A 20,038-nucleotide genomic window follows, 5' to 3' on the forward strand; every position below is an offset into this window, starting at 1 on the left:
TCCTCTGACTGCCGGCCGAGCCACGCGTGACTTGCCGGATTCGATAAGCGGTGGACTGGACGTCGCATCGCCGCGGAGTCCTTCACAGGAACTATACAGAACCAATTCAGTTCTAATTAGCAACGATAGTTTGGGGTGAAGATGCTCAGACTAAGCAAACTGACCGACTACGGCACGGTGATCATGACGCACATGGCGCGGGAGCCGGGCCGGATCTGCAGTGCCGCCGAGGTTGCGGCCGAGATTGGCGTGCCGATGCCCACAGCGAGCAAGATCCTCAAGATGCTTGCGCGGCAAAAGCTGCTGCATTCGCTGCGCGGCGCGAAGGGCGGTTACCTGCTGGCACGGCCGCCGCAGGAGATCTCGATCGCGCAGGTGATCGACGCCATGGAAGGCCCTGCCGGCATGACCGAATGCAGCATTGCAGCCGGCTTGTGTGCCCAGGAAGGAACCTGTTCCATCCGTGCGAACTGGCAGCGGATCAGCCTGGCGATCTTTCATGCCCTGGATGGCGTAACGCTGGCAGACATGACGCAACCGACGTTGCATCCGGTCGATATCGGCACGCTGCACGCCTGGAAGGCGGCAGGCCGCAAGCAGGCGTTCGAGTGACGCATGGCAATCGAAGGCAGAACATGGCAACCCCGGCGCACAAGCTCGACGAACTGATCAGCCAAGGCTATCAGCACGGTTTCTACACGTCCGTGGCAACGGACACGGTGCCATGCGGGCTGAACGAGGACGTGATCCGCATGATCTCGGCCATGAAGGACGAGCCGGAATTCATGCTTGACTGGCGCCTCAAGGCCTATCGTCACTGGCTGACGGTGTCCGAGCCGCACTGGGCGACAGTCAGGCACCCGCCCATCGACTACCAGGCCATTGCGTACTATTCCGCGCCAAGCTCCCAAAAGGCCGGGCCCAAGACGCTGGACGAGGTCGATCCAGAACTCCTGCGCACCTACGAGAAGCTGGGTGTGCCCCTGCGGGAACGCGAGTTGCTCGCGGGCGTCGCCGTGGATGCGGTATTCGACAGCGTCTCGGTAGCCACCACATTCAAGGCGAAACTGGGCGAGCTCGGCATCATTTTCTGTTCGTTCTCGGAGGCGGTGCGGGAGCACCCCGAACTGGTGCGGCAGTACCTCGGCACGGTCGTGCCCTACACCGACAACTACTTCGCCACGCTCAACTCGGCTGTGTTCAGCGACGGGTCGTTCTGCTATATCCCCCCCGGAGTACGCTGCCCGATGGAGTTGTCCACTTACTTTCGCATCAATGCCCAGAAGACCGGTCAGTTCGAGCGTACCCTGATCATTGCCGACGAGGGCGCTTATGTCAGCTATCTGGAAGGCTGCACCGCCCCGATGCGCGACGAAAACCAGCTGCATGCCGCGGTGGTGGAACTGATCGCGCTGGAGGATGCGCAGATCCGGTACGCGACGGTGCAGAACTGGTATCCGGGCGACAAGGAAGGCAAGGGCGGTATCTATAACTTCGTGACCAAGCGCGGCGACTGCCGTGGCGCCCGTTCGAAGATTTCATGGACCCAGGTCGAGACCGGATCGGCCATTACCTGGAAGTACCCAAGCGTGATCCTGCAGGGCGACGACTCGGTCGGGGAGTTCTATTCCGTGGCGCTGACCAACCACTACCAGCAAGCCGACACGGGCACCAAGATGACCCACCTCGGCAGGAATACCCGGAGCACGATTCTCTCCAAGGGCATTTCGGCCGGCCACGGCCAGAACGCATACCGTGGGCTGGTGAAGATGGCGAAGAGCGCCAGCGGCGCGCGCAACTACTCGCAGTGCGACTCGCTGTTGCTGGGCGACAAATGCGCGGCCCACACCTTTCCGTATATCGAGGTGAAGAATGCCACTGCCCGCGTCGAACACGAGGCCTCCACCTCGCGCATCGGCGAGGACCAGCTGTTCTATTGCCAAAGCCGCGGCATCGGCCCCGAAGACGCGGTATCGATGATCGTGAACGGCTTTTGCAAGGAAGTGTTCAAGGAACTGCCGATGGAGTTCGCGGTGGAAGCACAGAAGCTGCTGGGCGTTAGCCTGGAGGGAAGCATCGGCTAGGGAGCGCGCGGGCCGCGCCGCCTCGGAGCCGCATTGGCGTCATGTCGGAGCCACATTGGAGCAACAAGCCAGCCATGCTTGAAATCCGCAACCTGCACGTCTCAGTCGACGACAAGCCCATCCTGCACGGCATCGACCTCACCGTGAAGGCTGGGGAAGTGCACGCCATCATGGGCCCCAACGGCTCCGGCAAGAGCACCCTTGCCCATGTGCTGGCCGGGCGGGACCGCTACGTCGTGAGCGCGGGCGAAGTCCTCTACGACGGCGCGAACCTGCTTGGCATGCCGCCCGAAGAGCGGGCGCGCGCGGGCGTCTTCCTGGCCTTCCAGTATCCGGTGGAAATCCCCGGCGTTTCGAACATCTATCTGCTCAAGGCGGGACTCAACGCGATCCGCAAGCATCGCGGCGAGCCGGAGCTGGATGCCATGGACTTTCTCGCGCTGGTCAAGGACAAGCTCCGGCTCATGGAGATGGACCCAAGCCTGCTTTACCGCTCGGTGAACGAAGGCTTCTCCGGTGGCGAAAAGAAGCGCAACGAGATTCTGCAGATGGCGGTGCTCGAACCCCGGCTCGCCATTCTCGACGAGACCGACTCCGGCCTCGACATCGACGCGCTCAAGATCGTCGCCAGCGGCATCGGCGCCATGCGCGGCCCGCAACGCGCCATCGTGCTGGTTACCCACTACCAGCGGCTGCTCAACTACATCGTGCCGGATCGTGTGCACGTACTGGCGCAGGGCCGCATTGCCAGGTCCGGCGGGCCCGAACTGGCGCTGGAACTGGAGCGTCATGGCTATGTGGGAATGGAGGCGCAGGCCTTCACCGTTACGGAGGCGTCGGCATGAGCGCAACCGGGGTGGAACACTATCTTGCCGAGTTCGCCCGCGTCGAGGCTGCGTTGCCCGGCCGGCGGCTGCCCTGGCTCGCGCGCATGCGCCAACAGGCGCGGGAACACTTCGCGCAAGCCGGGTTTCCGACGCTGCGCCACGAGGACTGGAAATACACCAGTGTGGCCGCGATCGAGAGGAGCCGCTTTACCGCAGGGCCGACGCAGTCCGACGCCAAGCCGGACGCCCTGGCTGCGCGGATCGAGTCGCTCGCCTTGCCCGGCGCGCACCTGATGGTATTCCTCGACGGCCACCACCAGCCGCAATGGTCACGCATCGGCATGCTGCCAGCAGGGGTTGAACTCCTCAGCCTCGCCGCCATGCTGGAGCGCACGCCCGAGCCCGTGGAAGCGCTGCTTTGCCGCGGCGTGAGCGACTACCCGTCCGGCTTTGCCGCTTTGAACACCGCGTTCATGGTCGATGGCGCTTATATCCGCCTGGCCGCAGGCACCACTCCCGACCAGCCGATCCACCTGCTGTTCATCGCCACGGCACCGGAGCAGGTCACCCATACGCGTAATCTCGTGATGGCGGAAGCAGGCAGCCGGGTCTGCATCGTGGAACACCACGTGGGTGTGGACGGCCTCGCTTATTTCACCAACAGCGTCACCGACATCGTTGCCGCGCGTGACGCGCAGGTCGAGCATCACAAAGTGCAGCAAGAGAGCCTCAAGGCGTTTCACATTGCCGGCGTGAAGATGGACCAGCAGCACGGCAGCCACTTCACCTCCAGTGCCTTCGCCCTGGGCGGCGCCCTGGCGCGGGTCGACATCCAGGTCGGGCTGAACGCCGAGCGCGCCGAATGCTCGCTCGACGGGCTGTACATGACCGGCGGGCGGCAGCATATCGACCACCACACGCGCATCGACCACGCCAGGCCGCAAGGCAAGAGCCGGGAGTTCTATAAGGGCGTGCTGGCCGGCGCCTCGCGCGCCGTGTTCAACGGCAAGGTGGTGGTGCATGCCGATGCCCAGCATACCGATGCGCACCAATCCAACCGCAACCTGCTCCTGTCCGAGAACGCCGAAGTCGATACCAAGCCACAGCTGGAGATCTACGCCGACGACGTCAAATGCAGCCATGGCGCCACCGTCGGCCAGCTCGAACCCGACCAGATCTACTACCTGCGTTCGCGCGGGCTGGACGACGCCTCGGCGCGGGCCCTGCTGACTTTCGCCTTCGCGGAAGAGATGGTCAACCGGCTAGGCCTGGCCTCCTTGCGCACGCGGCTGGAGACGCTCTTGCGCGGCCACTTGCCCGAGCCGGTGAAGGTGCTGACATGAGCACGGCCGCGCATGAATTCAGGGCACTGTGGGGCACGGCCCCGGCCGCGGGCCTGGACGTCATGCGGCTGCGCTGGGATTTCCCCATCCTGCGGCAGATGGTCAACGGCAAGCCGCTGGTCTATCTGGACAACGCAGCCACCAGCCAGAAGCCACAGAGCGTGATCGACTGCGAGGCACATTACTACGCCGCGCTCAATGCCAACATCCATCGTGGCGTGCACACCCTGAGCCAGCTCGCGACCGATGCCTACGAGGCGGCGCGCGACGCGGTGCAAGGATTGATCCACGCGGCCCGGCGCGAGGAGATCGTGTTCGTGCGTGGCGCCACGGAGGCGATCAACCTGGTGGCGGCCAGTTTCGGACAACGCCTGCGGCCCGGCGACGAGATCCTGGTCAGCGCGATGGAGCACCATTCCAATATCGTGCCGTGGCAACTGGCGTGCGAGCGCACGGGTGCCATCCTGCGGGTGGCGCCGATCAACGACGCGGGCGAACTGCTGCTGGAAGAATTCGAGCGCCTGCTTGGCCCCCGCACCAGGCTGGTTGCAGTGACCCATCTCTCCAACGCCCTTGGCACGGTCAACCCGGTGCGGTACCTGATCGAACTGGCGCATGCCAGGGGCATTCCGGTACTGGTCGATGGGGCCCAGGCCGTGCCGCACTTCAAAGTCGATGTGCAGGCGCTGGATTGCGATTTCTACGCATTCTCGGGGCACAAACTCTACGGCCCCACCGGCGTTGGCGTGCTCTACGGCAAGGCCGCGCTGCTCGATGCCATGCCGCCTTACCAGGGCGGGGGCGACATGATTCGGGAAGTCACTTTCCGCAAGACCACTTACAACGACCTGCCCTTCAAGTTCGAGGCCGGCACGCCCAATATCGCCGGCGTAGTCGGCCTGGGCGCTGCGATCGACTATGTGAGTGCGGTGGGCCTGGACGCCATCGCGGCCCACGAGCACGCGCTGCTCGCCTACGCCACCGGGCAGGCGGCGCAGATTGCCGGCCTGCGCATCATCGGCACGGCGGCGGACAAGGCGAGCATTCTCTCGTTCGTCCTGGATGGCGTGCATCCCCATGACGCAGGCACCATCCTCGACCTGGAAGGCGTGGCGGTCCGTGCGGGCCACCATTGCGCGATGCCCGTGATGGAGAGGTTCGGCGTGCCTGCCACGGTGCGTGCGTCGTTCGCGCTATACAACACGCGGGAGGAGGTGGATGCGCTGTTGCGCGCCGTGCGCAAGGCACAGGAGGTATTTGCCTGATGTCCGATCTGCTCGATCTTTACCGGGAAGTTGTGGTCGACCACAGCCGCTCGCCGCGCAATTGCAGGCGGCTGATGGGCGCGAACCGCAGCGCCGAGGGGTTCAACCCCCTGTGCGGTGACCGGCTGACGCTGTACCTGAGGGTCAGCGACGGCGTGATCGAGGATGCGAGCTTCGAGGGTTCCGGCTGTGCCATCTCCACCGCCTCGGCATCGCTGATGACCGAGGCGCTCAAGGGTAAGACCGAGGCGCAGGCACAGGCGTTGTTCTCCGGCTTCCATGCGCTCGTGACCGGATCTGGCCCGGCGCAGGCCGGCGCGCCGCTGGGGAAGCTGGCCGTGCTGGGCGGCGTACGCGAGTTTCCGGCGCGTGTGAAGTGCGCGACGCTGGCCTGGCATGCCATGCACGCCGCCCTGCAAGGCAGCGCCCAGCCGGTCTCAACGGAGTGATGCGATGAGCATGATCGATTGGCTGCGCAAGGCCGAGGCACACGAAGCCAGGCTCGAGCCTGGCCTCGATACGATGGAGGGACGGGTGATAGAGGCGCTGCGCACCGTCTATGACCCGGAGATCCCGGTCAATATCTACGACCTGGGCCTGGTCTACAGCCTGTCCGTGGACGACGCCGCCGGCAAGGTGGGCATCCGCATGACGCTGACCGCGCCGGGCTGCCCGGTGGCGCAGACCTTCCCCGGCGTGGTCGAGAGTGCCGTCATGGAAGTCGGCGGCGTGGACGAAGTCGAGGTTGAACTGGTATGGGATCCGCCCTGGTCGCGAGAGCGGATGAGCGAGGCGGCGCGGCTGGAACTGGGGTTGCTCTGAAATGAGCGAATGGATCGATGTCGCTCCGGCCGACGAATTTGCGCCCGGGACTTGCCGCAGCGTTGACGTCGACGGCCTGCAGGTCGCGGTATTCAATGTGCGCGGGAGCTACTACGCCGTCGAGGACATGTGTTCCCACGAGGCGGAGCCGCTATGTGGTGGCGACATCGAAGGCGAGGAAGTCGTCTGCCCGCGCCACGGTGCGCATTTTTCCCTCATCACGGGGGCGGCGCTGTCCCCGCCGGCTTACGACCCGGTGGCGATTTTCCCGGTCCGGGTCGTGGACGGCAAGGTACAGGTCAAGGATGATCGCTGGGACTAGGGGGCAACGTGCTGCTTCTCCAATCCGAAATCCCTCTTCAGCTTTCCGGGCAGAAGATCCAGCTCACGGTCGCGCGCTTTGCGACATCGGCGAGAGGGGATACCGTCAACTAACCAACATGCGAAAGGCGCTCCCATGTCGCGCATGCTCATCGGCCTCGGCCTGATCCTGGTAGCTGGAGGACTCCTCTGGCCCTGGCTGTCCGGGCTCGGACTCGGTCACTTGCCCGGGGATATCGTTATTCATCGCCATCACTTTCACCTCTACCTTCCCTTTACGACCTCGCTGCTCCTCAGTGCGGCGGCGTCGTTCATTCTTTGGTTAATAGGTCGGTGAAGCGGGCGCTTGGCCTGTTACCCGGGTGTCGGCGCGTGATTGCGGCAGGAACCGCGCCTGGTTGGCCTGGTCTTCCCCGAAGCCTGCCCCTCATAGGACAGAACAGCCAGTCCTCGGACTGTGGCGTTGTTGTTTGGCCTTGTGCCGGCGCTGGTCCGGCATATATTGAAAGTCCTTCCAGTGCAAGCTTCCAGAAGCCCGTATGCTCTACCAGTTCATCGAGTATCAGCGTTCGCTGATCGAGCCGTGGACGGCGTGGGCGGCGCAGGCCACCAACGCGTTCACCGACCGCGACTGCTTCCTTGCCCATATTCCAGGGGCGTCCTGCTTCGCCGCGAGCTATGAAATGCTCTACCGTCTAGGCAAGACATATGGGAAGCCCGCCTTTGGCATCACCGCGTTCGACGCGGACGGCCGTGTCGTGGCTGTGGACGAGCAGGTCGTGCTGGAGCGGCCATTTTGCCGCCTGCTGCGCTTCGCACACGACCCGGTTGCCGCGCCCGGACGAAAGCCGGCCGTGCTGGTGTGCGCGCCGCTGGCGGGCCATCATGCCGTGCTGCTGCGTGAAGTCGTGGAAATGCTGCTGCCCGCCCATGAGGTCTATGTGACGGACTGGCGCGATGCGCGCTACGTACCCGTGGCCGAGGGGCCGTTCCGCCTGGACGACTGCGTCGGCGAGATACAGGCGTTCATCCGGCAAATCGGCGGGCAACGCCTGCACGTGCTTGCCGTCTGCCAGGCGACCGTGCCTGCATTGGCGGCGGTTTCTCTCTTGGCCAGCGCTGGCGAGCCGACACCAAGAAGCCTGGTCCTCATTGGCGGCCCGATCGACGCCCGCAGCAACCCGACAGCGGTCGGCAGCCTGGCGGCCCGCCAACCGCTGGCGTGGTTTGAACGCAACCTGATCTACGCGGTGCCGGCCCGATATCCCGGTGCGGGCCGCAAGGTGTACCCGAGCTTCCTGCAACATGCCGGCCTGGTGATGGCGCACCCGGCTCGCATGGTGGGTGCGCAATGGGACTACTATCTCGATCTGCTGCAGCGTGACGCGGAGCACGCCCTGGCACACCGGCGCGCTTGCGATGAATACAACGCGGTGCTCGACATGGCGGCCGAGTTTTACCTGGATACCATCCGCATCGTGTTCCGCGAGTTTCAGCTAGCCCGCAGCAGTTGGAACGTGCGGGGGCAGGCCGTGCGGCCACAGGACATCCACGACACCGCGCTGCTCACCGTCGAGGGAGAGCTGGACGACATTGCCGGCCGCGGGCAGACCCAGGCTGCGCACGAATTGTGCAGCGGTATCGCTGCGTGCAACAAGCGGCATATCACGGCACGCCAGTGCGGTCACTATGAGCTGTTCTCGGGGCCGTCGTGGCGCAGCGAGATCTATCCCCGCGTCCGCGACCTGATCCGGCAATACGCCTAGCAGCCTGGTGCTGTGCCTGCCGACCCGGCGGGGCGCTTCCCTGATGAGGGACGGGGAGGACAGGCCGGCCCGCGCATTGTCATCGCGCCTGCCACATGGGACCGCAGAAAGCGAAAAAAAACCGGAACTGTGCGGGGGTGCCCATTCCGGTTTCGCGCAGCGTGCGCGTAAGTGGTGCAGCAACGCTGCGAGGGACGAATTTAAACATATCAAGATCTGATATAGACGTCTCTTAATTCACATGTTGTTGTATGCCAACGCTGAATAGCGATTTCATGTCCGGCACGTGCGGATTTCTCCATATCTGGACGCCGAGATGGCAAGCAAGCTTTGCTCTAACCTGGCGGGCTTTCGAGCGCGTGGACGGCACCGGGTTCAGCGCAGTGGCCGGAAAGCCGCACGTAGCTCGGCGCCTCCCATCCGGTTTTCGGTAGATCGGGGACCATCAGGTCGTGCGACGACATGACTTGGTGATGCGACAAAGGCACCGCACTGTGCGATCAGGTAGCGCGCTACGCCGGCCGTCATGCTTACTCCACGCCATCCTCCACCCCGCATGACACGCTGATCTTCTCGATCAGACCGAGCAGTAGCGGCGCATAGCGCGCCACATCGCGCGGCTTTTCGCTGGGCTTGTGCGGGAAGCTGATGTTGAGTCCGTACCACTGGTGGTCCGGCCCGCGGAACGCCGCGCCCACGGCGGTCAGGTGGCCCGGCTGGTAGTTGGCGGTGCAATAGCCTTGCGCCTGGGCCTGGGCAATGCCGCGCGACAGTTCCTTGTGCAAGGCCGGCCATTCGTCGCCGGCCTTTTCCGCGATCCGTGCGAGGAAATTGTCGCGCACGCCGGCTGGCACCGCGGCCAGCCATGCCATGCCGATCGAGGTCAGTTCCATTGGAATCCGCGTGCCGGGCGCCACGCGCCGGGTGCGCGACACGCTGTCGCGGCTGTGGCGCACCGCGGCCAGGTAGACCATGGCGGTCTGGTCGGGCACGGCCAGGCCGACATTGACCTTTTCCGCCTCGGCGATCTTGCGCATCAGTGGCAGGGCGATATCAGGCACCGCGGTGGCATGGTGGAAGGCGTCCGCGAGGCTCACCACCACGGCTGCCAGCCGGTAGGCGCGCTCGGTGGTGTCATAGCGCAGGAAGCCGCCGTCCACCAGCGAGCGCGTCAGGCGGCTGACGGTGGGGCGCGGCAGACCGGTGCGCGCGGCCAGGTCGGCATTGGTCAGGCTGGACGAGCCGACTCGGAACGCGCGCAGCAGCATCAGGCCACGTTCGAGCGACTGACTGCCTTCGGTCTGGCGCGTGAAGCGGCCGGTACTGTGGGTGAGCGCACGGGTCGAAGGCAATTTGGCGCGGGAATCCGGGTGGGAATCAGGCATGCAGTTGGTGGCAGCCCCGGCAGTCCATCGCCGATGGTGCTGCCATTAATTTCAGTATCCGAAATTATAGTGTAGCGCGGCAAGGCGCATCGGCGAATACTGGGTGCCTGTCCACTTCCCGGAGCCCTTCGCCATGACCTCGGCATCCACCCCCGAAATCGTCCTGACACGTGACCAGCACGTTGCGCAGATCGAGATCTCCCGCCCGCCCCACAACTTTGTCGACGCCGATGTCATGCGCCGGCTGGCAGAAGCGCTGCTGCAGCTAGACGAGGACGACAGCTGCCGTGCCGTTGTGCTTTCGTCCGGCGTGGGCGCCTTCTGCGCCGGGGCCGATTTCAGCGGCGCCGACCAGGGCAGCGTCTCGCGCGATCCGTCGGCCTTCTACGCGCAGGCCATGAAGCTGTATCGCAACCGCAAGCCCATCGTGGCGGCGGTGGAGGGCGCCGCCATCGGCGCGGGGCTGGGCCTGGCGCTGGTGGCGGATTTCCGCGTCACATGCCGCGAAGCGCGCTTTTGCGCCAGCTTCAACCGGCTCGGCTTCCATCCCGGCTTTGGCATGAGCGTGACGCTACCGCGCCTGGTGGGCGAGCAGCAGGCCGCGCTGCTCTTGTACACGGGCCGGCGCATCGGCGGCGAGGAAGCGGTGCGCATCGGTCTGGCCGACGAACTGGTGGCGCGGGCCGAGGTGCGTGCCCGCGCGCTGGCGCTCGCGCACGATATCGCGGCCTCGGCGCCGCTGGCCGTGGAAAGCACGCGCGAGACGCTGCGCCTGGGCCTGGCCGATCGCATCGTGGAGGCTAACCAGCGTGAGCTGGCCATCCAGCGCGTGCAGTTCGCCACCGCGGATTTCCGCGAAGGCGTGGCGGCGATGGCCGAGCGCCGCGCGCCGGTCTTCCAGCGCCGCTGAGGGGGCCGCATGCAACAGCAGAAACCCGTCTGCGCCGGACCGCTCGACGGCATCCGCGTGCTCGACCTGACTTCGGTGGTGCTGGGCCCGCTGGCCACGCAATCGCTGGCCGACCTGGGTGCGGACGTCATCAAGATCGAAGGGCCGGAAGGCGACCTCATGCGCGCCAACGGCGTGTCGCGCAACCCCGGCATGAGTTCGATCTATCTGGCGCTCAACCGCAACAAGCGCTCGGTGGTGCTGGACCTTAAGACACCCGCGGGCGCGGCGGCGCTGCGCCGCCTGATCGCCGGCGCCGATGTGCTGATCCACAATATGCGCGTGGCCGCCATCGAGCGGCTGGGCTTCGGCTACGCCGCGGTGGCGGCGTTGAACCCGCGCATCGTCTACTGCGTGGCCACCGGCTTCGGTCAGGACGGCCCGCATCGCGACAAGCCAGCCTTCGACGACATCATCCAGGCGGCTTGCGGGCTGGTGTCGCTGGGCTCCGCCGCGGGCAGCCGGCCCGAGTACGTGCCCAGCCTGATCGCCGACAAGACCACCGGGATGGCGCTGGCCAACGCGGTGATGGCCGCGCTGCTGCATCGCGAGCGCCACGGCAGCGGGCAAGCGGTTGAGGTACCGATGCTGGAGACCATGGCCAGCTTCGTGATGGCCGAGCACCTGGCCGGGCTGACCTTCGAGCCCGCCACCGGCGCGGCCGGCTATGCGCGCCTGCTGCAGGGCGGGCGGCGGCCGGCGCAGACCGCGGACGGCTGGATCTGCGCGTTACCGTACACCGACCGCCACTGGAAAGCCTTTTTCCACGCCGTGGGCCGCGATGACCTGGCCGACAAGTACAACATCGCCAGCCGCGCGCAGCGCAACGCCCATATCCGCGCGCTGTACCAGCACCTCGCGGAAATCACGCCGGCCCGCACCACGGCGGCGTGGATGGCGCTGTTCGAGACGCTCGACATCCCCGCCACGCCAATCTACACACCGGACGAATTGCCGGCGCATCCGCACCTGGAAGCGGTCGGGCTGTTCCAGCAGACCGAGCATCCCACCGAGGGCCCGCTGCGCGAGATGCGGCCCACGGCGCGTTTCTCTGCCACGCCGCTGTCACTGCGCCGCCACGCGCCCACGCTGGGCGAGCACACCGACGAAGTGCTGCGCGAAGCCGGGCTGGCGCCTGAAGACATCGCCCTGGTAGCGGGCGGCCGGGACGCCGCCTGAAGCGGTACGCAAAAACAACAAAGGAGACAAGGCATGAACTTCGCCCTGGAAGAAGAACACCAGATGCTCAAGGACCTGGTGGCGCGCTTTGTGCGCGAGCAGTTGATTCCGCTCGAAGCGGGCGTGCTGGCCCGCGAGGCAGAAGGCGGCCAGCTCACGCTGCTGCCGCAGGAGCAGGACAAGCTGGACGGACTCTCGCGCGAGCTGGGCCTGTGGGGCCTTGACGCGCCGGCCGAGATGGGCGGCGCCGACCTGCCGGTGGTGGCCATGGTCGGCGTCAACGAGGAACTGGGCAAGACCGTCACGCCCTATGACCTGCCGCCCGATTCGCCGAATCTGCGCATGCTGCTCAAGACCGCCGACGCGGCCCAGCGTGCTCGCTACCTGGAACCGTACGCGCGCGGCGAAACCATCTCCGCCATCGCCATATCCGAGCCCGGCGCCGGCGGCGACCCGGCCATGATGACCACCCGCGCCGAACGCGACGGTGACGACTGGGTGCTCAACGGCCGCAAGATCTGGATCAGCCGCGCCGCCCGTGCCGACTGGACCATCGTGATGGCCGTCACCGACAAGACACGCGGCGCCCGCGGCGGCATCTCCGCCTTCCTGGTCGATCGCGGCACGCCCGGCTTCAAGGTGGAACGGCGCATCCCCATGATCGGCGGTGCCTCCACTTACGAGGTGGTGCTGGAAGACTGCCGCGTTGCGCGCACGCAACTGCTCGGCGTGGAAGGCCAGGGCTTTGCGCCAATGCAGGCACGGCTGTCCAGCCGGCGCGTGCAGATGGCGGCCTGGTGCATTGGCCGCGCCCAGCGCGCGCTCGACATGCTGTGCGAGTACGCGCCGCAGCGCCGCACCTTCGGCGCCGCGCTGGCGGACCGGCAGGCCATCCAGTGGTGGGTGGCCGATGCCGCCACCCGCATCCACGCCTGCCGCCTGATGACTTACGAGGCTGCGGCGCGCATCGACGCCGGCGACGAGGCGCGCACCCAGGTCTCGATGATCAAGGTGTTCGCCACGGAGATGGCCTGGGACGTGATCGACCACGCCATGCAGGCCTTCGGCGCGATGGGCATGACCAAGGAAATGCCGCTGCAGCAGATGGCCAACGAGACGCGGCTGATGCGCATCTACGAAGGCCCTTCCGAAGTGCACCGCTGGGTCATCGCGCGGGACCTGCTCGGCCTCAAGCGTTAGCACGCTGCAACAGCGAACCACGGAGCCCCCGAACCATCGACACACCCGCACCGGCGGAACGCACTGCCGGGCGGAGGACCAAGGAGACAACATGACCCGACCCATGAGCGGCTCGCGGCGCCGGTTCGCCATCCTGGCCGGCGCCGCCGTCGCGGCTGGCCTGGCAGGCGCGCCGTTCGCCGCGCTGGCGCAGCCGCAGGCATTTCCCAGCCGGCCGATCCGCTTTATCGTGCCGTTCCCGTCCGGCAGCGGTACCGACATGACCGCCCGCATGTTCGCCAAGAAGATCGGCGAGCTGACAGGGCAGGGCGTGGTGGTGGAGAACAAGCCGGGTGGCAACGGCTTTATCGGCGTCCAGACACTGCTCAGCGCGCCGGCCGACGGATACACGGTGTTTATCGGCAGCAACTCCACGCTGTCCACCAATGCCGCGACCTTCCGCAAGCTACCCTACGACCCGCTGACCGACTTCACTCCCATCACGCTGCTGTCGCGCGGGCCGTGCCTGATCATCGTGCCCGCCAGCTCGCCGTACCACACGCTCAAGGCGCTGGTGGAGGATGCGCGCAAGCGGCCCGGCGCGCTCAACTACGGCACCGGCTCGGTGTCGTACACGCTGTACAGCGAATGGCTGAACGAGCAAAGCCGCATGAAAACCACGGGCGTGCCCTACAAGGGCGCGGGCGACGCGATCAATGGCGTGATGGCCGCCAACGTGGACTTCGCCGTGGTGGACGCCAGCGGCGCGATCGAGCTGGTCAAGGGCGGCAAGGTGCGCGCGCTGGCCTACACGGCGCCCCAGCGCTCACCGCTGCTGCCGGGCGTGCCGAGCGCGGCCGAAGCCGGCGTGCCGGACTTCCTGGCCTACAACTGGGTGGCGGCGGCGGTCTCCGCCAAGACACCTGCGCCCATCGCGCAACGCCTGGGCGACCTGTTCGCCCAGGCCGGCGCCGCCGACGACGTCAAGGAGTACTACCAGCGCCAGTCCACCTCGCTGATCCTGTCCACGCCGGCGGAACTGCGCGACTACCAGAAGGACGAGATAGCGCGCTGGAAGCGGCTGGCGGCGATCGCGAAGATCGAGCTGCAGTAACAGGAGAGCACATCGCGCAGGGAAGGGGGCTGATGCCCCCTTACGCTTCTTAAAGGATCAGCGCAGCACGATCTTGTCATCATCATTCTCGGTAGCGTGGCTACCGGAGTGCAGCGGTGAATCCGCTCCGTGACGGTCAACTCGCGATCGGTGCGCATGAACCCTTTGGCGAGACTTTCCAACTGGAAAGCCCGTAACGTCGGATCGTTGTTGATTCCGATTCCGTTCACCCGAACGTACCCCGCGCCAGATCTTTTTCAAATTCCGTGGTCCACGCGGTGCCATGTCCGATTCGGTACTCCATTTCCTTGAGCGTCGACCTGCGGACGACGGTGACATAGCCCTGGAGAGGGTAGACCTCGTCGACGACGTCGGTCGTGTCGGTTTCCTGAAGCAAAAAATCGGCCTCGGCAAGCTGGTGACGGTGCAAGATGGCGACGAAATCCGCTTTTTCGTCCGGCGCGATCACTGACATTTGGCGTCCTCCCGATATTGAACGCTCGACTTTTCCAAGATAGCACAGCGTCAACGCCGTGGTGGTACGGCGCGCGTTCGGGCGCGCCGCGCTACCACGGAATCGGCTGGCGATCACGAAAAAAGCCGCCGCTGGGCCCGGCTTCAGGCAGCGTTGCGAGCCAGACGACGGTGTCGATGCCCTGCTCGGGCGAACGCGGTGCATCGAGGCCACCCAGGTCGGTCCGGCACCAGCCAGGGCACACCGAGTTGACCTTGACGCCGCTGTCGGCCATCTCGGCGGCCAGGATGCGCGTGACGGCATTCAGCGCCGTCTTTGAGATACGGTAGGCCGGCACGCCGCTGGCCATGTCCGCGAGCTGACCCATGCCGGAAGCCAGATTGACCACCCGGCCGGCGCGGCTGGCGCGCAGCAGGGGTGCCAATGCCTGTGTGACCCGCAGTACGCCGAAGAGATTGGTTTCCAGGGTGGTGCGCAAGGTCTCGAGCGGCAGTTCGAGCAAGCTGGTGCTGTAGTGATCGAGCGAGACGCCGGCGTTGTTGATCAGCACGTTTACGCGACCGAAGCGTTCGGCCAGCCACATGGCCAGCGCGGCCACCGAATGATCGTCGGTGACGTCGAGCGGCTGGCATGCGAGCGAGTGGCCGGTAAGCGCGAGCCGGGCCCGCAACGCCTCGAGGTCCGCCGGCTTGCGCGCCGTGGCGACGACCAGGTGGCCTTCGACCGTGGCTAGATGGCTCGCGGCTGCGCGGCCCAGGCCGCGACTCGCGCCGGTGATGACGGTGATCGGTTGGCTGCCCATGCTGGCGCCTCCTTATCGGCGAGGGCGGCATCGGCGTCGGACATCATGGCCGCCCGGCGCATGAGGAAAGCGGCCAGTTCGATGCTGGCGTCAATGCATTCTGTCTAGCAGGTGAGGTGCAGGATCGCATTGGCGCCGCGGGGGTGCTCCTCCAGCCTTGCGATGGCTTCGGCGGTCGGAAGAATGACCAGTTCGACGTGGCGATGCCTGGCCTCGCGCTTCACATCTTCCATCACCGGCAACGCACCGGTGCCGGTGCCGATAACCAGTCGGCTGCAATTCCAGGGTATGTCTTCCCTGACGGATAGCGGTGTGTGCCCGAATGCTTCGCGGAATTGCCTGGATGGCCTCTTCTTGCGTTTGCGAACCTTACCCTGATCGATGACCACGTCATGCTGGTAGGTCACGCCGTCAATACAGACGGACCCAAAGGAAAATGCTTCGAAGCGCATACGTACCTCCACTGGGACGCTGGCCGGTGACAGTGGCTCATGACTCGTTCTTGTGAAGTTTGCCGGTGCTGGTTACCGAAACCACGTCCAGGTCGAAGAATGGGCTGTCCTGGGGCGGCGGTGGCAATCCCGCGCCCCAGGCGCTGATGGCAAGCTTGATGTATTCGGCCATCTGCTCGTCGGAGACGTCCTTGGGTTGGTCAATGATGACCACGTACCGATGATTGCTCATGGTGCATCCTTATCGGCTGGCAGCGAAGATGCTCCAGGTTGCCATGGTGCCGCGCTCTCGTTTTGCATGGCACCGCGATTGCCCTTCATGCTCTGTGCCGCCGCCACGCCAGGTATTGCCTGTCACGCCTTGAGTATAGGGGGCACACCTGGCTGCGCACCCTGCAAGCCGGGGCAGGTCGCCCCCCTGGAGCGGGCGCGGGCAGCGACCATGGAGTGCGTGTCCTAGCGTTTGCGATGCTTACCGGCGCGCGGCGCATCGTCGGCCGGATCGGGCATCAAGTCCTTGTCCAGCACGTCATCGATGTTGGGCGGTGCAGGCGGGTGCTCTTCCCGCTCCGCGCTCCGGTCTGCCCGGTCCGCGGGGGTATCCGCGGGAATACTCTCGGCGGCGCGCGTGATCTCGTTCATGCCTTCTTCCGGCGCGTCATCCTCGTCCGGGTCATGGCCATGGGGGAAATCGATCGGTTCTGCCGCCCGTTCGGTGAATTCGTCAACGGCCTCCTCGATGTTCTCCCACACGTCTTCCAGTTCAGTGGAATCCAGGATGCTGGGAATGGTGCGATCCGTGCGCGGCCGACCCGGTGAACCGGTTCGCCGCGTCTTGCCAGAATCCACCTTGTGCGGCTTTTTCATCGTCAACTCCTGACCGACGATCGTGGTCATGCTTTGTGCAAGCACGCGTATGTTTCAATAATAAGCACGCAATGAGCGCGGTGTGAAGCATAGGTGCCTGATGCGGTACTGGGCATGCGAGGCTGCCAGGAGATTCGCCAGAACGGAAGCTCCGGAACGCCATGGAGAAGATATTCCGTTATTCCGTTATCGCCTCGCTTGCCGAGACAGTATCCTAGAATGGAGTGCCGAACAGCCGGAACTCGCTGGGATCGCAAGGTCCAGCGTGTCCCTGCACCAAGCAGGATGGAGGCGCGTCATGCCCACCTATCAGTACCGTTGTGAAAAATGCGGTGAGGTTTTCGACCGCGCGGAACATCTCGCCGAGCATGAAGCCGGCCACCCATCTTGCCCCAAGTGCGGCAGCAAGACGGTGCAGCACATGCCAACGCCGTTTGTTGCGAAGACGGCGAGAAAGAGCTGAGGTCTGCCCAGCCTCGATGGCGAGGGCGAAATCGTGGCGGTAAGGGACGCTGAGCGAATCACGTCCCCGTGTGTCGTTTTCTGCTCCGGCGCAGCCTCGTCAAAGGCGCTTAGCTGAACGGCATTACCGCCGAAGCGGGGCTTTGTCTCAGGCATCTCCGATGCGCCGGCTGTGCAGGTCGGCGCACAAAGTTGCTTGTGTTCCTATTGGGCTATGCGACGACTATCTCCAGTTCACCGTGTTGCCCAAAGTCGTGGCCAGGGTGGCGCAGGGGCGGCCTTCGTGCCAAAGACTGCGCTCAGGTAATGGCGCCTCGCCGCGTGCGTTGCGGGTCACCGGATACCTGCGAGCCTGGTGACGTTCCCGGGGCTATCTAGGCTATCTGAGCTCGCAATGCATGCACAACGCAGAGGATCGCGCGGCGTTCCGGAACTCGGGCGAGGCTTGAAGCTCAGGCGGAGCCTCATCAACAGGGATACGGGAGAAGCCCCAGCGCGCGAAATAGGCAGGAGCCGATGTGGATAAGAGAAACGCGTGGCGTGCCTCGGTACCGCGAGCGCGGACCAGGAGCTTTTCGACGAGGCGGCTCGCGATACCTCTATCACGATAAGCAGGCTCCACAGCGACGGACCGGATAACAATGGATTGCCCATGACACTCTGCGGCGGCACAGCCAACAAGACGGTCATCACAAAGCGCAATTTGGAAGCTATCGAGAATCTCCTCCAGATTCTCAGTGGCTAGGCCGCATTGAGTTAGCAATGCAGCTATGTTCCCCGTATCGGCTTGGGAAGCCGGACGGAGATAAACGTGGGTCAGCATGAAAGGGTCTCCGGTCAGTGCTCGATGGTGCTCGATGTGGCTGTAGGCCGCCGTGGCACTTTGTTGATGCTGCGGGTCAGTACCCACTACTGATGCCGCGCAACTATTTTTGCAGCAGGTTATCGCTTGAACGCTCCCATGACAAGCCTGATTCAATTTGTATCACGATGTGATAAATCCCTCACCGCAAGACTCAAGCACAGCTCGCCAGTGTGGCAGCAGAACATGAAGATACCGTGAAAACCCTGGTATGTGATTCCCGGCTATCTTGATTGGTGCGGGGAGCACGAGGCGGAGCACTTCCAGTATTGCATCGCTTATCTCCCCCCGCGTACTCGTTGCAAGCAAAGCTGCACAGTACATTATGGCGTCGGATAGCCGGACGGCAGAACTGATCGATTTCCCCGATGGACATGAGCCGGGCGCGAATGACGCGCCGCAGCACCGGGGGCCAGGGCCCACCGTTCGAACAACCCGTTGCGTGCTCGACGTGGGCGATTATTCGACCCTGAGAACACCCTTCATATTCGGGTGCAGCGTGCAGGAATAGGGGAAATCCCCCGCTTTGCGCGCAACATATCGCCACGACGAACCAGCAATGATGCTGTGCGAGTCGAACACCCCTGGTGCAGTGACAGTGTGGGGATATGGATCCTTGTTGATCCACACGATGGTATCGCCTCGCTTGGCGCTAATGGTCTCGGGTTCAAACCTCGCGCCCTCGATCACCACCGTGTGACCGACCGTCTTCTCTGCGGCCATTGCGCTGGCACCAGCGCAGAGCAGGCCCCACGCAATGGCCAGCGCAGCCGCGCGCAGATGTGTTCGCGCACGCCGATCGTGTCGTGTCGGTAGTAGCTGCATGGACGTCGTGCTTCTGCAGAGACTACTTGGCGAGGGCGGACTGGATCATCTTCGCATGCTCCAGGTGCCCCACAAACGCTGGGCGCACAGCAACCAGCAGCGCCTTGAGTTCCGCATTCTGCGCACTGGGGATCAGGGTTTTGTCGAGTGCGTCAATCACTTGCTCGTGATACGCGACCTCGTGGTCGATATACGCCTTGTCGAAGCTCTCGCCCTTGAGTCCCTTCAGGGTCTTCAGGTTCTCCACGCCTCCAGACTGCAGACTCTCACTCGTTGGATTCTTCTCCGGAGTGACCTTCAGCTTTTTTACCAGAGCCACCGCCTGTTTATTCACGCCGGTATGGTCCGTGACCATCTGTTTTCCGAAGGCCTTCACGTCGTGAGCGTGGCCGCTCTTCTCTGCCATTTTTCCTGCTTCAATGTCGACTTGATTTGCTGTTACGACGATCGCCGCAATCTGCGCGTCGTTGGGTGTTTGTGCCACGGCTCCAACTGCGACGAGGGCCAAGAGTGCGCCAAACATTACGGAGATACTTTTCATTGTTCTGCTCCTCAGCGATGAGTTAGCCGCATACGCATAGCGCGCATTGGCGGTGGGCTTCTCGTGCCGCTCGATGTTTGGATCGGGGGCGCCAAGAATGGGATTGCTGTCCTTAAAGGCATCGACGGCAACACATTGAATATAGGCCAGACGATGAGGATTTACATTCCCTTTGGACCACACGAAGATGAAGCGGCTACTTACGCGCGGCCGTCGTGCTCGGTATATACCCTGAGCCCGTCGCGCAACGGAGGGAAAGCTGGATGAAGGCTTGCCACGTCTACGATGCAAGGGCTTCTCTTACGGTCAGGGCGTGCGTCCGGCCGGGGGGCAGCCCCGAATCATCGGCAAGACAAGAGCAACGAGGAGACCTTCTTGAAAACGATACACACAGCCCTCGCGCTGGCGATCGGCGCGGCCTGTGCCGGCCACGCCAACGCGCAATCGAACGTGACGCTCTACGGCCTCATCGACACCACCATCAGCACCATCAGCAACGCCAACGCAAAAGGCGATCG

General features: G+C 64.5%; 25 protein-coding genes. 16 read left to right on the top strand and 9 right to left on the bottom strand.

Annotation, left to right across the window (positions count from 1 at the left end; all coding sequences use genetic code 11):
• The first annotated feature begins 141 nt into the window (after nt 1–141).
• The 10 genes from ACYP5B_RS52210 to ACYP5B_RS52255 all read left to right on the top strand — a co-directional run bounded on the left by ACYP5B_RS52210 (nt 142) and on the right by ACYP5B_RS52255 (nt 8,428).
• Entirely contained in the window at nt 142–612 is a 471-nt protein-coding gene (locus ACYP5B_RS52210; protein ID WP_318236404.1) for an SUF system Fe-S cluster assembly regulator, read from the top strand.
• A 23-nt stretch (nt 613–635) separates the two neighbouring features.
• Nucleotides 636–2,084 (top strand): Fe-S cluster assembly protein SufB, encoded by a 1,449-nt coding sequence (gene sufB / locus ACYP5B_RS52215; protein WP_400094828.1) that lies wholly within the window; start codon nt 636–638, stop codon nt 2,082–2,084.
• A gap of 74 nt (nt 2,085–2,158) precedes the next feature.
• Complete coding sequence (gene sufC, locus ACYP5B_RS52220) at nt 2,159–2,929, top strand: Fe-S cluster assembly ATPase SufC (protein WP_318236406.1); 771 nt, start codon at nt 2,159–2,161, stop codon at nt 2,927–2,929.
• On the top strand, nt 2,926–4,254 hold the full coding sequence (gene sufD, locus ACYP5B_RS52225; protein ID WP_400094830.1) for a Fe-S cluster assembly protein SufD: 1,329 nt from the start codon (nt 2,926–2,928) through the stop codon (nt 4,252–4,254). Before sufC ends, sufD begins: the two co-directional genes overlap by 4 nt.
• Nucleotides 4,251–5,519, top strand: a complete 1,269-nt coding sequence (locus tag ACYP5B_RS52230) for a SufS family cysteine desulfurase (protein WP_400094832.1) — start codon at nt 4,251–4,253, stop codon at nt 5,517–5,519. The genes sufD and ACYP5B_RS52230 overlap by 4 nt, the downstream gene beginning before the upstream one ends.
• Nucleotides 5,519–5,968 carry a Fe-S cluster assembly sulfur transfer protein SufU gene (gene sufU, locus ACYP5B_RS52235; protein ID WP_400094834.1) on the top strand — a complete coding sequence of 150 codons (450 nt, stop codon included), beginning with the start codon at nt 5,519–5,521 and terminating at the stop codon, nt 5,966–5,968. The genes ACYP5B_RS52230 and sufU overlap by 1 nt, the downstream gene beginning before the upstream one ends.
• Before the next feature lie 4 nt (nt 5,969–5,972).
• Nucleotides 5,973–6,341: an SUF system Fe-S cluster assembly protein gene (locus ACYP5B_RS52240; RefSeq protein WP_400094836.1), complete on the top strand. Its 369-nt coding sequence runs from the start codon at nt 5,973–5,975 to the stop codon at nt 6,339–6,341.
• Between the two features lies 1 nt (nt 6,342).
• On the top strand, nt 6,343–6,663 hold the full coding sequence (locus ACYP5B_RS52245; protein ID WP_267602403.1) for a Rieske (2Fe-2S) protein: 321 nt from the start codon (nt 6,343–6,345) through the stop codon (nt 6,661–6,663).
• A 144-nt stretch (nt 6,664–6,807) separates the two neighbouring features.
• Nucleotides 6,808–6,999 carry a DUF2905 domain-containing protein gene (locus ACYP5B_RS52250; protein WP_267606356.1) on the top strand — a complete coding sequence of 64 codons (192 nt, stop codon included), beginning with the start codon at nt 6,808–6,810 and terminating at the stop codon, nt 6,997–6,999.
• Between the two features lie 202 nt (nt 7,000–7,201).
• Nucleotides 7,202–8,428 (top strand): polyhydroxyalkanoate depolymerase, encoded by a 1,227-nt coding sequence (locus tag ACYP5B_RS52255; protein WP_400094840.1) that lies wholly within the window; start codon nt 7,202–7,204, stop codon nt 8,426–8,428.
• A 530-nt stretch (nt 8,429–8,958) separates the two neighbouring features.
• On the opposite strand, the gene ACYP5B_RS52260 is transcribed toward ACYP5B_RS52255, so the two are convergent.
• Nucleotides 8,959–9,813, bottom strand: coding sequence for an IclR family transcriptional regulator (locus ACYP5B_RS52260; RefSeq protein WP_400094842.1), 855 nt, complete (start codon nt 9,811–9,813; stop codon nt 8,959–8,961).
• A gap of 133 nt (nt 9,814–9,946) precedes the next feature.
• On the opposite strand from ACYP5B_RS52260, the gene ACYP5B_RS52265 reads away from it, so the two are divergent.
• The 4 genes from ACYP5B_RS52265 to ACYP5B_RS52280 all read left to right on the top strand — a co-directional run bounded on the left by ACYP5B_RS52265 (nt 9,947) and on the right by ACYP5B_RS52280 (nt 14,234).
• Nucleotides 9,947–10,723, top strand: a complete 777-nt coding sequence (locus tag ACYP5B_RS52265; protein ID WP_400094843.1) for an enoyl-CoA hydratase/isomerase family protein — start codon at nt 9,947–9,949, stop codon at nt 10,721–10,723.
• Between the two features lie 9 nt (nt 10,724–10,732).
• Nucleotides 10,733–11,941: a CaiB/BaiF CoA transferase family protein gene (locus tag ACYP5B_RS52270; RefSeq protein ID WP_400094844.1), complete on the top strand. Its 1,209-nt coding sequence runs from the start codon at nt 10,733–10,735 to the stop codon at nt 11,939–11,941.
• Between the two features lie 33 nt (nt 11,942–11,974).
• Complete coding sequence (locus ACYP5B_RS52275) at nt 11,975–13,141, top strand: acyl-CoA dehydrogenase family protein (protein WP_400094846.1); 1,167 nt, start codon at nt 11,975–11,977, stop codon at nt 13,139–13,141.
• Nucleotides 13,142–13,232: 91 nt separating this feature from the next.
• A complete protein-coding gene (locus ACYP5B_RS52280) occupies nt 13,233–14,234 on the top strand; it encodes a Bug family tripartite tricarboxylate transporter substrate binding protein (RefSeq protein WP_400094848.1) in 1,002 nt (333 codons plus the stop codon).
• 226 nt (nt 14,235–14,460) lie between these two features.
• Here ACYP5B_RS52280 and ACYP5B_RS52285 read toward each other — a convergent pair whose 3' ends face one another.
• The 5 genes from ACYP5B_RS52285 to ACYP5B_RS52305 form a co-directional block, all read right to left on the bottom strand.
• Nucleotides 14,461–14,709 (bottom strand): hypothetical protein, encoded by a 249-nt coding sequence (locus ACYP5B_RS52285; RefSeq protein ID WP_318236418.1) that lies wholly within the window; start codon nt 14,707–14,709, stop codon nt 14,461–14,463.
• Nucleotides 14,710–14,800: 91 nt separating this feature from the next.
• Nucleotides 14,801–15,511 carry an SDR family oxidoreductase gene (locus tag ACYP5B_RS52290; protein ID WP_400094849.1) on the bottom strand — a complete coding sequence of 237 codons (711 nt, stop codon included), beginning with the start codon at nt 15,509–15,511 and terminating at the stop codon, nt 14,801–14,803.
• A gap of 104 nt (nt 15,512–15,615) precedes the next feature.
• Complete coding sequence (locus tag ACYP5B_RS52295; RefSeq protein WP_318236420.1) at nt 15,616–15,963, bottom strand: MTH938/NDUFAF3 family protein; 348 nt, start codon at nt 15,961–15,963, stop codon at nt 15,616–15,618.
• A gap of 37 nt (nt 15,964–16,000) precedes the next feature.
• Nucleotides 16,001–16,195, bottom strand: a complete 195-nt coding sequence (locus ACYP5B_RS52300; protein WP_267602412.1) for a hypothetical protein — start codon at nt 16,193–16,195, stop codon at nt 16,001–16,003.
• 224 nt (nt 16,196–16,419) lie between these two features.
• Nucleotides 16,420–16,860 carry a hypothetical protein gene (locus ACYP5B_RS52305; protein ID WP_267602413.1) on the bottom strand — a complete coding sequence of 147 codons (441 nt, stop codon included), beginning with the start codon at nt 16,858–16,860 and terminating at the stop codon, nt 16,420–16,422.
• 268 nt (nt 16,861–17,128) lie between these two features.
• On the opposite strand from ACYP5B_RS52305, the gene ACYP5B_RS52310 reads away from it, so the two are divergent.
• Nucleotides 17,129–17,293: an FmdB family zinc ribbon protein gene (locus tag ACYP5B_RS52310; RefSeq protein ID WP_267602415.1), complete on the top strand. Its 165-nt coding sequence runs from the start codon at nt 17,129–17,131 to the stop codon at nt 17,291–17,293.
• 378 nt (nt 17,294–17,671) lie between these two features.
• On the opposite strand, the gene ACYP5B_RS52315 is transcribed toward ACYP5B_RS52310, so the two are convergent.
• The 3 genes from ACYP5B_RS52315 to ACYP5B_RS52325 form a co-directional block, all read right to left on the bottom strand.
• Nucleotides 17,672–18,115 carry a GNAT family N-acetyltransferase gene (locus ACYP5B_RS52315; protein ID WP_400094852.1) on the bottom strand — a complete coding sequence of 148 codons (444 nt, stop codon included), beginning with the start codon at nt 18,113–18,115 and terminating at the stop codon, nt 17,672–17,674.
• 498 nt (nt 18,116–18,613) lie between these two features.
• On the bottom strand, nt 18,614–18,979 hold the full coding sequence (locus ACYP5B_RS52320; protein WP_459575359.1) for a cupredoxin domain-containing protein: 366 nt from the start codon (nt 18,977–18,979) through the stop codon (nt 18,614–18,616).
• A 22-nt stretch (nt 18,980–19,001) separates the two neighbouring features.
• The gene (locus ACYP5B_RS52325; RefSeq protein ID WP_400094856.1) at nt 19,002–19,520 is read right to left on the bottom strand and encodes a DUF4142 domain-containing protein; all 519 of its coding nucleotides are present in this window, start codon (nt 19,518–19,520) and stop codon (nt 19,002–19,004) included.
• Nucleotides 19,521–19,805: 285 nt separating this feature from the next.
• Here ACYP5B_RS52325 and ACYP5B_RS52330 point away from each other — a divergent pair.
• On the top strand, nt 19,806–20,038 hold a 233-nt coding region (locus ACYP5B_RS52330), incomplete at its 3' end, for a porin (RefSeq protein WP_459575361.1).

The organism is Cupriavidus sp. 8B (genome assembly GCF_054589115.1).

Excerpts from the sequence above, each read along its gene's own strand:
- ACYP5B_RS52320 (WP_459575359.1), bottom strand. The coding sequence starts at position 18,979 with ATGCAGCTACTACCGACACGACACGATCGGCGTGCGCGAACACATCTG.
- ACYP5B_RS52210 (WP_318236404.1), top strand. The coding sequence starts at position 142 with ATGCTCAGACTAAGCAAACTGACCGACTACGGCACGGTGATCATGACG.
- ACYP5B_RS52285 (WP_318236418.1), bottom strand. The coding sequence starts at position 14,709 with ATGTCAGTGATCGCGCCGGACGAAAAAGCGGATTTCGTCGCCATCTTG.
- ACYP5B_RS52305 (WP_267602413.1), bottom strand. The coding sequence starts at position 16,860 with ATGACCACGATCGTCGGTCAGGAGTTGACGATGAAAAAGCCGCACAAG.
- ACYP5B_RS52290 (WP_400094849.1), bottom strand. The coding sequence starts at position 15,511 with ATGGGCAGCCAACCGATCACCGTCATCACCGGCGCGAGTCGCGGCCTG.
- ACYP5B_RS52310 (WP_267602415.1), top strand. The coding sequence starts at position 17,129 with ATGCCCACCTATCAGTACCGTTGTGAAAAATGCGGTGAGGTTTTCGAC.
- ACYP5B_RS52240 (WP_400094836.1), top strand. The coding sequence starts at position 5,973 with ATGAGCATGATCGATTGGCTGCGCAAGGCCGAGGCACACGAAGCCAGG.
- ACYP5B_RS52250 (WP_267606356.1), top strand. The coding sequence starts at position 6,808 with ATGCTCATCGGCCTCGGCCTGATCCTGGTAGCTGGAGGACTCCTCTGG.
- ACYP5B_RS52270 (WP_400094844.1), top strand. The coding sequence starts at position 10,733 with ATGCAACAGCAGAAACCCGTCTGCGCCGGACCGCTCGACGGCATCCGC.
- ACYP5B_RS52255 (WP_400094840.1), top strand. The coding sequence starts at position 7,202 with ATGCTCTACCAGTTCATCGAGTATCAGCGTTCGCTGATCGAGCCGTGG.
- sufC (WP_318236406.1), top strand. The coding sequence starts at position 2,159 with ATGCTTGAAATCCGCAACCTGCACGTCTCAGTCGACGACAAGCCCATC.
- ACYP5B_RS52275 (WP_400094846.1), top strand. The coding sequence starts at position 11,975 with ATGAACTTCGCCCTGGAAGAAGAACACCAGATGCTCAAGGACCTGGTG.
- ACYP5B_RS52300 (WP_267602412.1), bottom strand. The coding sequence starts at position 16,195 with ATGAGCAATCATCGGTACGTGGTCATCATTGACCAACCCAAGGACGTC.
- ACYP5B_RS52280 (WP_400094848.1), top strand. The coding sequence starts at position 13,233 with ATGACCCGACCCATGAGCGGCTCGCGGCGCCGGTTCGCCATCCTGGCC.
- ACYP5B_RS52245 (WP_267602403.1), top strand. The coding sequence starts at position 6,343 with ATGAGCGAATGGATCGATGTCGCTCCGGCCGACGAATTTGCGCCCGGG.
- sufD (WP_400094830.1), top strand. The coding sequence starts at position 2,926 with ATGAGCGCAACCGGGGTGGAACACTATCTTGCCGAGTTCGCCCGCGTC.
- ACYP5B_RS52295 (WP_318236420.1), bottom strand. The coding sequence starts at position 15,963 with ATGCGCTTCGAAGCATTTTCCTTTGGGTCCGTCTGTATTGACGGCGTG.
- ACYP5B_RS52265 (WP_400094843.1), top strand. The coding sequence starts at position 9,947 with ATGACCTCGGCATCCACCCCCGAAATCGTCCTGACACGTGACCAGCAC.
- ACYP5B_RS52230 (WP_400094832.1), top strand. The coding sequence starts at position 4,251 with ATGAGCACGGCCGCGCATGAATTCAGGGCACTGTGGGGCACGGCCCCG.
- sufB (WP_400094828.1), top strand. The coding sequence starts at position 636 with ATGGCAACCCCGGCGCACAAGCTCGACGAACTGATCAGCCAAGGCTAT.
- ACYP5B_RS52325 (WP_400094856.1), bottom strand. The coding sequence starts at position 19,520 with ATGAAAAGTATCTCCGTAATGTTTGGCGCACTCTTGGCCCTCGTCGCA.
- ACYP5B_RS52260 (WP_400094842.1), bottom strand. The coding sequence starts at position 9,813 with ATGCCTGATTCCCACCCGGATTCCCGCGCCAAATTGCCTTCGACCCGT.
- sufU (WP_400094834.1), top strand. The coding sequence starts at position 5,519 with ATGTCCGATCTGCTCGATCTTTACCGGGAAGTTGTGGTCGACCACAGC.
- ACYP5B_RS52315 (WP_400094852.1), bottom strand. The coding sequence starts at position 18,115 with ATGCTGACCCACGTTTATCTCCGTCCGGCTTCCCAAGCCGATACGGGG.